Source organism: Methanolobus sp. ZRKC2, from assembly GCF_045291185.1.
Classification (GTDB): domain Archaea; phylum Halobacteriota; class Methanosarcinia; order Methanosarcinales; family Methanosarcinaceae; genus Methanolobus.
This window is the reverse complement of record NZ_CP146980.1, coordinates 2679086-2690456: the sequence shown is the minus strand read 5'-3', so window position 1 is coordinate 2690456 and position 11371 is coordinate 2679086. Positions and strand designations below refer to the sequence as shown.

The following is an 11371-nucleotide window of genomic DNA, read 5'->3' as shown; positions in this document are numbered from 1 at the left end:
GTTTTTTGTATCACTTACATAAACTAAGTCTAACCCTTGCCTTTCCATTTTCCTCCATGCCAAACTTCCTGTCGATATAAACCTTTGACAAACCACGTCCATGGAGCATGATTTCCACCAGATCAGGAGGTTCGTCTATATCAGTGCTGAGCAGGAAGGAATCGTAGACATGAATTGATTGCTTCATTTCATCTGCTATCCTGCAATGATTGAGGAAACTGGAATCATAGTATTTGACATAGAACTTGTCAGGATTCCTGATGAAAAGAACATTTGTCCCTCCTCCCTTTCCAGGGACTATGACCAGATCTTTTTCGATTGCAATGATTTCCCTTATGTGACAGGAAGTTACAAGGGGCAAATCGGCCATTATGATGAGAGTAGGTTCACTGACAGTATCAAGATATGTATTAATAGCCTCATTTAGATCGTGTTCGCTGAAGACGATATTGACATCAAGATCGTCAGGGACTCCGTTGCTTGGAGTCGTTAGTACATCTATCTTATTAATACCGGCATCCTGGAGGCTTTCGACAACGTCCCTGAGCATAAGCTCTACAAAGTGTTCTCGCTCCTGAAGTGTCAGCGCAGGAGAGAGACGGGATTTTGCACGTTGTCTCTTATATGGAATAACCGCTCTCATCTGCATTCTCCATCAGTCGTTTTCTGTATATCAGGGGCTAATCCTGACCCGGTATATCCACAGTAAGATTTCTTAATCATATTATCAGGATGCAATCTGTATCCTCAAGCAATTTCCATATTCACTTTTTCCATATCCACAGCATCTAAAAATTGGCTGTAGACAGTATTTCTCTGTCGTGGTTCCCTTCCTGAGGCACGGATAAACCATTCAAGCTCCTGTGCGGACATAAATTCTCCATTTGTCGCACCCGCTGACCTGGATATCTTTTCTTCCATCAGCGTTCCTCCCAGATCGTTAGCACCACAGTGAAGAGCTACCTGGGAAAGTTTTTTGCCGAGCTTCACCCAGCTTGACTGGATATTGTTCACGTGAGTATTAAGTATTATTCTTGAAAGAGCATACATCCGAAGGTCTTCAGTGCCAGAAGTTATGTATTTTCCACTCCTTAGCATCTCCTCACCAATATGGTTGTTGTAAGGCATGAATGGCAGAGGCACGAATTCTGTGAATCCACCTGTATTCTTTTGTATATCCCTGATAAGCAGTATGTGATCGATCCTTTCTTCAATGGTTTCGATGTGGCCGTACATCATTGTTGCAGTTGTGTGAATTCCTATACGATGTGCTTTCGTTATTACGTCGACCCATTCATCAGTTTTTAATTTCTTGGAACATATGATTTCCCTCACCCTGTCAGAAAGGATCTCCGCAGCGGTTCCGGGCATGGAGCCAAGACCCGCCCTTTTAAGCTCCGTAAGCGCTTCGTTAACAGAAACGTCACTCTGTCTTGCAGCATGGTAAACTTCCATGGGTGAGAACGCATGGGTACTGATATGGGGAAATTCCTCTTTCACTGACTCAATTATATGTAGATAGAAATTCAGGTCAGCATCCGCCAACAGGCCTCCCTGTATACAAACTTCGGTTGCACCGAGTCTGTCAGCCTCTTTCACTTTCTGAAGTATCTGCTCGGTACTGAGAACATAGCCTTCGGAGTTGTGCTTAAAAGCACAGAATCCGCAATTTCCGATGCATTTATTGGTAAAATTGATATTGCGGTTGATGATATACGTAACAGTATCTCCCACTGACTCATATCGCAACCTGTCTGCAAGCCCGAATAACTCAAAAGGATGGACCTGAAGCAGGGAAAAAGCGTCCTCTTTTGTGGTCTTTCCAGCAAGAGCATTCTCGATAATGTCATCAGTAATAGTAGGTTTCATTTCGTTCTCCAGTGGATAAATTATGTGTCCGGTAAAAACTGTTTTTCCATACGCAACTACATGAATTCAAACTTTTCTGTAACCTTTTTCATCGGATAAGGACAGAATCAGATCTTTTATCAGGTCGCTATACCATCCTTTCTTTACATATTCAGGATATATTGGCAACCTTTCTTTAAGTGGGATACCTCTTACCATTTGCTGAAGCTGTTCAATGCTGGGCCAGCAGGCTTCGGGATTGATCCAGTCTACGGTGACGGGAGATATGCCACCAAGGTCCTTGGCACCGCACTGTACAAGAACGTAAGGGTCAACAAGGTTGGGTGCAACCTGTATCGCAATGTCTTCAGGAAGTATTTCCCTGGCGATAAGCACGGTTTGCATCATTTCCTCATCTGTCGGAGGGGGACAATCCGCCATGGGTGTATCCGGCTTGGGTGTAAAGTTCTGGATTATTACTTCCTGAATGTGACCGTGCTCTTCATGCAGTTCAGCTATCATTTGCAATGAATTAATCCTGTCGTCCAGTGTTTCCCCGATACCTATAAGCAATCCTGTAGTAAAGGGAATTTTTAATTCACCTGCATACCTTATCGTCTTTATTCTGCCGGAAGGTTCCTTGCCCGGGCTGGAAACATGTGCATCAAGATTGGCAGTGGTTTCAAGCATCAGCCCCATACTTGCATTTAACGGTTTCAGGGTCTCAAGTTCCGTGTAGTTCAGAACACCTGCATTTGTATGTGGAAGGAGGCCAATATCTATTGCACTTTTGCAAAGTTCTGCCAGATATTCCACCGTTGAAGCATAACCCATATCCGAGAGCCATTGTTTGTATTCAGGAAATTCTTCACCGTACTCTCCAAGAGTAAACAAAACCTCGGTACACCCTGCATCTTTACCGCTTTTGAGTATCGGAAGTATCTCGTCCAGGGTCATTAATTTTGCTTCAGAGTCATCAGGACTACGTCTGAAAGTACAATATTCACAGTTATTCCTACATACATTGGTCACGGGTATGAACACGTTGCGGCAAAATGTGACATATTCAGGCATCTTCAATTCCATAGATACAATAACAAATACATAAGTTTAATTGAAGGCTGGTGCATACGGAGCACAATTTAAATTTTCACTCACCAAGTTACCATAAGTAACTATGTATATTTACGATTTCTACAAAACAATTTTTTGCTTTTTTGAGCAATCGCTATGAATAGTTCAAAACATAATCATATTGGGATAATCTAAATTATCATGCTATTAAAAAAATAGCCCAAAAAGAAACATAGATTAACATAGCAAGTTCAGTTAATGCATCAAATTAAACGACGTTTAGGTTAAGTAAGAAACGTGGCATATTACCCGATGCGGGTTGGGAATAAAAAACAAAGTAGGAGTGGATCATAAAGAGATATGGGGGTATCTCGGATTCACAAGTAAAGAGGTGCCATAAGGTGTCTAACGGCACCTCTATACTTTTCATTGGAAACAGGAAATCCCACAATCAACTAGCTATTTCTAATGGACGGAACTGCTTAAGAAGTAAAAACATAAGGAAATGTCAGATGATATTTTTGCAAAGGTTATTCGCAATATTGTGTAGATGCAGTCCCTATTCATCATTCATATGAAGACAGGGTACAGAAGATGAGGTAATAATATTGGTTTTTCTTTGAGCTTATATTGCATTTGCAACTGTTATTATTTACAGACAAAAATAAAAATAAACTGATTCGTCAGCTTTTGAAAATAATGCTTATTGCAAGATATATATACACGAACATACATTTCAATGTAGCGGTAAAAACAATGCATGGATTAACAAAACGCAGTACTCTGTATCGTATGATAATCGGCATTTTTATGGTCATATTGGTTACATTTGTGTATAGTAATTTCGTATTTGCTATTGAATACGATGAAAATTATTCCATCAGTATGAAACCCAAAGTGCTTTCATATAAGGCATCCGGAGAACCTGTCAAACTAATAGATAATGAATCCGCCCATGATCCCACATGGGATGAGCTTATGCTTTTCCTGAAAGAAGATGATACTGACAGGATACTGTATCAGAACACTAGCTTTGATTGTGTGGATTTTGCAGAAAGGTTGCATAACAATGCTGAAAAAGCAGGTATTCGTGCCGCATATGTTTCAGTAGAGTTTCATGACCTTCCGAAGGGACATGCAATAAATGCCTTCCAGACAAGCGATAAAGGTCTTACCTTTATTGACAGTACGGGTGCACAATACCCTCTCGGAGAACTGGATAGTTTTGACAAGATTGCCTATATAGAACAGGATAAAGATTACGGAATAGTCTCCATATACTATACGGATACACCATACTATGAGTTCTATGAACTGAGAAAAGACAATCCACAATTGAGAGGTTTTTTCAAAAGTATAGGAGTAGTCAAAAGTGCACAAGTACATTGGGAGTACTAGTGAAATAAAAGACACTATTATTGGTAAGATCCAAAAGATTTAAATTGAAATAGTTAGAATTTTCATTTAAATTTTTCCAGATGTTAGTTACAAGAAATCTTTGTGAAGGACGTGATTCCATAAGTATTTCCCTTATTGATACGCTTGTGAACTCGGAGAAGAGAAAGAATCTGCTGCTTTTGCTTAAAGACGGACCCAAGGACATGGAGACACTCCTGACATCGCTGAATACAAAGCGAACAGCACTGCTTCCACAGATAAAGATTATGGAGGAGAAGCAGCTCCTAATAAAAGATGATGATATCTGTGAACTGACCATAATTGGCAACATGCTGGCAGAAAAAATTGAACCTGTGCTGAATATCCTGGATTTCTTCGATGAACAAAATGATTACTGGGGAACGCATAACCTCGATGTGATCCCACCTCATTTGCTTAAGAGAATCAGTGAAATAGGGACCTATACTATGTTTGAAACACCGTTGTCAGAAATGTTTGAAATCAACAAAGCGTTTGAAGAAGGATTTCGAAGGTCCACATATGTAGCTATATTTGCAACTGTTTTATATCCCACTACCTTGGAATTGATAAAGGAGAAAGAAATAGATGTAGAATACATCACTACTCCTGAAGTAATAGAGAAAATAAGAACAAAACAGTATGAACAGTTCAGTGAATTGATTGAAAGCGACCATATCAAATTCTTCCAATATAATAAAGAAATAAATTTTCCAGCCTTTGCACTGATTGATGATGGGTTTTTCCTAATCATGCCAAGAAAAGACAGAAACTTTGAAAATATAGTTCTCATGGCCAACAGTCCAGGTGCACTTGCATGGGGAAGAGAACTATTTGAATATTATCAAAATGACTCCACTCTCATAAATAGTCTGGAACATCCTGACAACTCTTAAGATAGAGATTCTTTTTCAAGGTGTACAAAACTTGGAACTTTAAGGAAGAAAACCTAAGAAGAATATGTACATTGATACAGATATTTAAAAATAGATCACTCTATAAAAAAGCCATTGTTACTTCTGGTAAAATATTTTTGCTTGAAGGACGCGAAAGCATCTCTTTAATCTTCAAGCAGATACTTTTTCACACCTTTCCACAGATAGCTTTTCGCCAGATCCTCAACAGGAGCAAGTTCAACACCTTCCATTCTCTTTTCAAGAGCATTCAGATCATATCCTTCTTTCAATATGGTGAATTTTAATGTTCCCGCTTCAAGAGCTTTATTGGGACATCCATAGATGCATTTCAGACATAGCAAGCATTCTACGCCAAACATTGGTCTGTTATTCAGCATACTGATATTGTTTGCCGGGCAGCTCCTCTTGCACCAGCCACATGCGTTGCAGTTATTATTTACCTGAATATTCTCCCCAAAAGCCTTAGCTCCTCTTTTTTCAAATTCCCCGACCCTGGAGAAAACACGATCGATGAACTTGGGAGTGGTTCTGTGCACGACCCCCCTCATTAGATCATCGGTAATGCACTTGACTTTTGATGGCAAGACCCTAAGTAGCCTGATAGCCAATCTATCATCAGTTTTGACAAAACAGTTCGAAGGCATTACAAGCATTTTCTCATAGACGACGCTGTAACCTTTCTTTTCCAGTCTGTGTATAGAGTTTAAGCGACATGCTGTATTTGGTGACAACTCACCTCCTCCGGAAACAGAAATTACCGCAGCCGAAATCGACTTTTCATAGAGTGTCCTGTCGATCCAGTTGTATACAATCTCCGGAGCATTGAATGCATGTACGGGAAACAAGAGTAGCAATAAGTCCTCATTATCTTCAGAGAGGGGGAATCCTGCCCTTATCTCAGACATTAAGACAGACACACCACGTCCTGCCAGTTCTCTTTCAAAAGCAGTAGCAACCCTGGAAGTGCTTCCAGTGCCTGAAAAGTAGGCGATCCGGACTTTGCTGAAGTTTGGGTTTTCCATGATATTTTTTCCTTGCGGATTAAAGAGTAATTGTTAACCTGCTTATAGAAAGGTAGCATGCTGAGTAAAAAAACTTTTCATAGAATGCCATCACGTAGACCAGATTTAAGTTCATTCTAACTAAAATTAAGATCTTTCCGAAATATGTATATATTAGAATTCAAAACAATACTATTGTATACAAATGAATACACAACAATAACTATAGCAAATATTAGTACAAAGAGCAGTATGAAGATAAAATAAAACTACACAAGTAAACGGAGAAGCAAAACATGGGAAAAACAAGGACATTATGCATATCTTTTTTGATGCTTTCAATGCTCCTGATTCAGCCACTGGCAGCAGCAACTTCCACTGCCAGCGAGGCTAAGCAGGAGTGGTTTGATGCTAAAGAAAAAAGCTCTGAAACTCAGGAAGCCCACCGTGAAGCAAAGGTAGCATGGGCCTCGGATAAGACAAACGAAAACAAACAGGCAGTTATCGACACAGGAAAGGATGCGCTACATGCTGCTCTTGATGAGGCACAGGCCTGGCTTATATGGAAAGACTTGGAGACAGAGGAAAATCCCGAAATCCCTGATGAACTCAAAGAGACCATTCATGAGGATGTCGAGGCGAACTTGCAGACAATTGAAGAACTGAGAGAAGATGTGGATGCAATTCATAATGAGCTGGACATGGGCATAGTATATCTTAAGATGGCTGGAAAATACATCGAACTGCTCACCGATGTTGCAAGAAACTCAGGAAACATTTGGGTGCATATAGCCAATACAAAAGCCGACACCGTTGAAGAGTACGAAGTGACACTAAGGAAAGCTGCAGAAAGCATAGAAGAAAATGAAATTATCATCGAGAAACTTGACTTGGCCAAAACCGAACTTGAGAATGCTCGTGAGAACATTGATAACGCAGAAGCTGAATACGATCAGGTAGCTCTTCCAGGCACTCCATTAGTGAAATTTTCCAATGGTAACAACTACCTTAGAATTGCAAGAGGTAATCTTATCAGCGCCCACGGACACCTGAACCAGGCCTATAACCTGATGGTAACCGGAGGCGAATAAAATGAAAAAGAACATAATTTCATGCCTGCTGATACTATCCCTGTTCCTGGGGGCCTGCGGCTGTGCCGAAAGAGAACAAACGTCTGACGACAATGATACAAATTTACCAGATGCGCCTGATATACCTACCTCTACAGAGGTAGAACCGTTGGAAAATCCTGAAAATAATTCTGAAGAAGTTGATTCCATATCCCAGGAAGATCTTGACAGATTGAAAGCGGATCTCGAAGGAATGGAATTTGATGATCTTAGCGGATTTTCAGAATGATCAGAAAATCTCCTTTTATTTTTTTATCTAGAAAGCAAAGTTAGCTTGATCAATTCAACCTTTTTATTGTAATCATTGATAGAATAAAAATAATACTTTCACCTCGCACGCAAAAAGAATATAAATCATAATTATAATTCGAGTGCTTAAAAATATGTTTCGAGGCACTCAGATGAAAAAACTAACAGGTCCCATGCATGAAGAAGGTCTGGAAATGATCAACAGGTACAGCCATTTATTAAAATCAGAAGAAAATAGAAAGACATCTGATCAGCAGAAGATCAATGGACTTGTAACCAGAATGGCCGGAATTCTTAATATGTGAAAATGAATGATTGTGGATGTGCTGAAAGAATTTTCTGCAAATGGAAGAACATTAAGCATTTACTTTTTAAATCAAAGCGTTTCCAAGAGCTTTAAAACAGCCCTTCATAGAGCTCTGTGGACTCTTCAGTGATTAAAATTGCTTTTCCTCCTGCCCTCTCAGAGACATAATTAAGAGGGACATTTATTAATTTTTAAACAATTTTCAATTAACATAGTGTCAGCTCTCATCCTAAATGGAAGGTACTCTAAAATAGAAAGTGCTGCCCACATCAGGCCTGGATTCAAATTCGATGTCACCGCCCAACAGTTGTGCGAGACCTTTTGATATTGACATACCAAGACCTGTACCCTCGTACTGCCTTGAGGAACTATCATCTACCTGCTTGAAGCGTCCGAAAACACAATCAAATTTATCCTCCGGGATACCAATGCCTGTATCCATCACATAGAATTCCAGAATATCCCCTTCAAGTATTCTGTATCCAAACTCCACCGAACCTTCCTGCGTAAACTTCATAGCGTTACCCAGAAGATTGGTAAGTATCTGGCGTATCATTTGTTCATCCGAGTGAATAACAGGACTATTATCAAGACTATCCGGACCAGGATTGAGTATAAGATCCACAGACGGTTTCTTTAGATCAAACTGCGGTTTGAACACTGAATACAAATCCTGGAGCATTTTCATGACGTTGATTTCACGATTATCAACCACTACTTTACCGGCTTCTATGCTTGAAATATCCAGAATATCATTTATCAGACCCAACAACTGTTTTCCACTTGTATTGATGATATCTGCATATCTCAGTTTCTTTTCAGCAGAGATATTAGGCATTTGCATCATCTCGGAAAAGCCCAGTATACCGTTGAGAGGAGTACGTAGTTCATGACTCATATTGGCAATAAATACGGACTTCAACCTGTCAGCATCCTCGGCTTTTTCTTTTGCAGCCAGTAACTCAGCTTGGGTACCTTTGAGTTTTCTTTCATTGGCCAGAAGAAATGAAACCAGCAAAAGCAGAAAAATAATTGTCATTGAAGTTAGCAGTATCTCTTCTTTGTACAATTTATAGAAACTTTGATCGCAGTTGACAAGAATGCTATCTTCCGGAAGTTCATCCAGGGATATTGAGAAACGTTTCAGTTGTTCGCAATCGAACATAAATTCATGATATTCACTACCCAGTACAGGAATATTTGCAGGATCCTCTCCATCAAGTACCCTTACACCAAGTTCACCGGCAAGCTTTCCTTCGTTATAGGCACTCGTCAGCTTACCTCCCACAATTCCATTCTCTAGATAGAAGTCCCATGATGAATAGACTGGTACTTTTGCATTTGTTGCAACTATCTCAATGGATTCTATCATTGTTACTTCCTGGCCTGCTTTATCCCTGTTGAATAAAAGCAAAAATATAACCGTATCATCAGAAACAGAGGCAACCGTTTCCTGCATTTGGTATGCAGTTACGTCTTCAAGATAATCGATCTGTAATGTATTATTATAAGGTGCAAATTCCTGCCTTGCCTGCTCTGTGACAATCCGGGATGTATGTGTATTGTGATCGCTTATTACGAGAAGATTTTTTGTTTCAGGATGAACCCTCAAGATGAAATCAAGAGTCTCGGAGGGTTCAATCAATTCGATAACACCGGTTGTTCTGGGCCTGTTTTCATGCCACTCAGGATCGTAGTCATTGGCCCCACAGAATACAACAGGAATATGAAAAGGGAATATCTCGGTTCCTACGTCTGAGCACAAGAAATCTATTGCATGATTATCAGATACTATTATGAGATCAAACTGTTCAAAATCTGCATATTTGTACCTGTAGACTTCAGAAAGGCTGGCTATGTATTCCGGTGAAGAATGCCTTTTTGCGTCCATATATTCGAAATAGATTTCAGAATCCCGGTACTCGCTGTTTTTCAGAACATCCATGATTCCATTTGTTATATCAGCTGACCATTCATAGTTAGGATAATAGGAATGAAGTATGAGTATAGTTGCTGGCTCATCGTCGTACTCATTTGATAGTTCGAAATTGCTATATCCATTAGCAGAAACAAGGATTATTTTTCCAAATAAAAGACTTAATGCAAAGAGTAGCATTAGGAAAAGACGGGCGTTTTTCATTAATTTCATGTGATCGGGAACCTTATTGTCCAAGCAGTTAATCCATATGGTACACATTTTAATTTTAAAATGAATAGTATATAAATATATTGAAAAATAAAACCAGTTTAACTGTTACAAACTATATGATGAGTCATACCACCTATTGACAAGCATTTTCAAAAATGGACTATACACACGTTGCAACATTTGAACATGTCACCAAATATTTATTGAGAACATAACATACTATCCGCTAAACAGAAAAGCCAGTCATATTAGGCAATCAATGAATTTTGCATATACTAATTACTATGCAGATGCTTAAACATTGATTTGAGAGGAATTAAAATGAATAATCCAAAATTCATGCTTGGCATCTTTTTCACAACTACCCTCCTCCTGGCGGCTGCCGGTTGTGTAATGCCACAAGAGTCATCCGTTTGTGGAACGGAAGAACAGGTAGTGGAAGAAAACAAAGCCAATCTGTCCTCGCAGGAAGAGTATACGACATCCCAGGTCAATGCAGCTATTAACCTGATGGAGGAGAAAGGAGAACTGGCATTTCCTGAATTAAGGGAAAACGACAGTGAGTGGTTCCATAACGATTCCTATATATTCGTCTGGAAGACAGACGGAGTACGGGTTGTCTATCCACCTGACGTGAGCGACGAAGGCCAGAATATGAGTGATCTGGAGGATTTCAACGGCAAGCCTATAGGCAGGCTCTTTATCGATACGGCCTTGAGTGAAGAAGGTGAAGGATGGGTCGATTACTACTGGCCAAAACCCGGCGAGACAGAGCCCTCCCTGAAGCACACATACATCAAAAGGGCTTCCATAGGCAATGAGACATACCTTGTTGGATCGGGCTACTACATAGAATAATAAATGGGCATAACAAAAAGTAATGACAGCTTCCGGCTCAACTGTATAGAACAACTGCCATATTGCTTACAGTTGCAAGGAGACCAATACCGGTTACTGCATACCTTGTGATGTTCCAGTAATAGCGGCCTGCATTCCTGTACACGTGATATAACACAAACATGAAACCTATTTTCAGAGGTATCAATGCAGTATAACCGTACATACTGAAAATCCGGGACAACACAGGATTTCCTTCATAGAACATACCAGTCTGCAATGCATAAAGAGTTGTTAACGTATCTCCTACAACATACAAAAGCAGTACCGGTTTGATATCCTCTAAAAAAGACATTTCAAACCCCCTGCTTTGGGATGCCTGAAGTACATATCTGACAAGCAAGCTCGTCTATAGCATATTTCATATTCGTACACCACTTGAA

Annotated in this window: 12 protein-coding genes; 6 read left to right on the top strand and 6 right to left on the bottom strand. The window is 39.8% G+C overall.

Annotation, left to right across the window (positions count from 1 at the left end; all coding sequences use genetic code 11):
* Window positions 1-10 precede the first annotated feature (10 nt).
* The 3 genes from cofC to cofG all read right to left on the bottom strand — a co-directional run bounded on the left by cofC (window position 11) and on the right by cofG (window position 2922).
* Window positions 11-643, bottom strand: coding sequence for a 2-phospho-L-lactate guanylyltransferase (gene cofC, locus V7O62_RS12955; RefSeq protein ID WP_406656755.1), 633 nt, complete (start codon window positions 641-643; stop codon window positions 11-13).
* A 104-nt stretch (window positions 644-747) separates the two neighbouring features.
* A complete protein-coding gene (gene cofH / locus V7O62_RS12950) occupies window positions 748-1869 on the bottom strand; it encodes a 5-amino-6-(D-ribitylamino)uracil--L-tyrosine 4-hydroxyphenyl transferase CofH (protein WP_406656754.1) in 1122 nt (373 codons plus the stop codon).
* 66 nt (window positions 1870-1935) lie between these two features.
* Window positions 1936-2922 (bottom strand): 7,8-didemethyl-8-hydroxy-5-deazariboflavin synthase CofG, encoded by a 987-nt coding sequence (gene cofG, locus V7O62_RS12945; RefSeq protein WP_406658304.1) that lies wholly within the window; start codon window positions 2920-2922, stop codon window positions 1936-1938.
* Between the two features lie 699 nt (window positions 2923-3621).
* Here cofG and V7O62_RS12940 point away from each other — a divergent pair.
* Window positions 3622-4320: a hypothetical protein gene (locus V7O62_RS12940; RefSeq protein ID WP_406656753.1), complete on the top strand. Its 699-nt coding sequence runs from the start codon at window positions 3622-3624 to the stop codon at window positions 4318-4320.
* 80 nt (window positions 4321-4400) lie between these two features.
* Complete coding sequence (locus tag V7O62_RS12935; protein WP_406656752.1) at window positions 4401-5234, top strand: helix-turn-helix transcriptional regulator; 834 nt, start codon at window positions 4401-4403, stop codon at window positions 5232-5234.
* 164 nt (window positions 5235-5398) lie between these two features.
* Here V7O62_RS12935 and V7O62_RS12930 read toward each other — a convergent pair whose 3' ends face one another.
* Window positions 5399-6277, bottom strand: coding sequence for an EFR1 family ferrodoxin (locus V7O62_RS12930; RefSeq protein WP_406656751.1), 879 nt, complete (start codon window positions 6275-6277; stop codon window positions 5399-5401).
* Window positions 6278-6552: 275 nt separating this feature from the next.
* Between V7O62_RS12930 and V7O62_RS12925 the strand changes: the two genes are divergently transcribed.
* From V7O62_RS12925 to V7O62_RS12915, 3 genes are all read left to right on the top strand, one after another.
* Window positions 6553-7347: a hypothetical protein gene (locus V7O62_RS12925; protein ID WP_406656750.1), complete on the top strand. Its 795-nt coding sequence runs from the start codon at window positions 6553-6555 to the stop codon at window positions 7345-7347.
* Between the two features lies 1 nt (window position 7348).
* Window positions 7349-7615 (top strand): hypothetical protein, encoded by a 267-nt coding sequence (locus V7O62_RS12920; RefSeq protein WP_406656749.1) that lies wholly within the window; start codon window positions 7349-7351, stop codon window positions 7613-7615.
* 172 nt (window positions 7616-7787) lie between these two features.
* A complete protein-coding gene (locus V7O62_RS12915; RefSeq protein WP_406656748.1) occupies window positions 7788-7940 on the top strand; it encodes a hypothetical protein in 153 nt (50 codons plus the stop codon).
* 231 nt (window positions 7941-8171) lie between these two features.
* Here the strand turns inward: V7O62_RS12915 and V7O62_RS12910 are convergent, their stop codons facing one another.
* Window positions 8172-10091, bottom strand: coding sequence for an ABC transporter substrate binding protein (locus V7O62_RS12910; protein WP_406656746.1), 1920 nt, complete (start codon window positions 10089-10091; stop codon window positions 8172-8174).
* Between the two features lie 321 nt (window positions 10092-10412).
* Between V7O62_RS12910 and V7O62_RS12905 the strand changes: the two genes are divergently transcribed.
* A complete protein-coding gene (locus V7O62_RS12905; protein WP_406656744.1) occupies window positions 10413-10949 on the top strand; it encodes a cache domain-containing protein in 537 nt (178 codons plus the stop codon).
* A 37-nt stretch (window positions 10950-10986) separates the two neighbouring features.
* Here V7O62_RS12905 and V7O62_RS12900 read toward each other — a convergent pair whose 3' ends face one another.
* On the bottom strand, window positions 10987-11283 hold the full coding sequence (locus V7O62_RS12900) for a DUF5658 family protein (RefSeq protein WP_406656742.1): 297 nt from the start codon (window positions 11281-11283) through the stop codon (window positions 10987-10989).
* Between the last annotated feature and the right edge of the window lie 88 nt (window positions 11284-11371).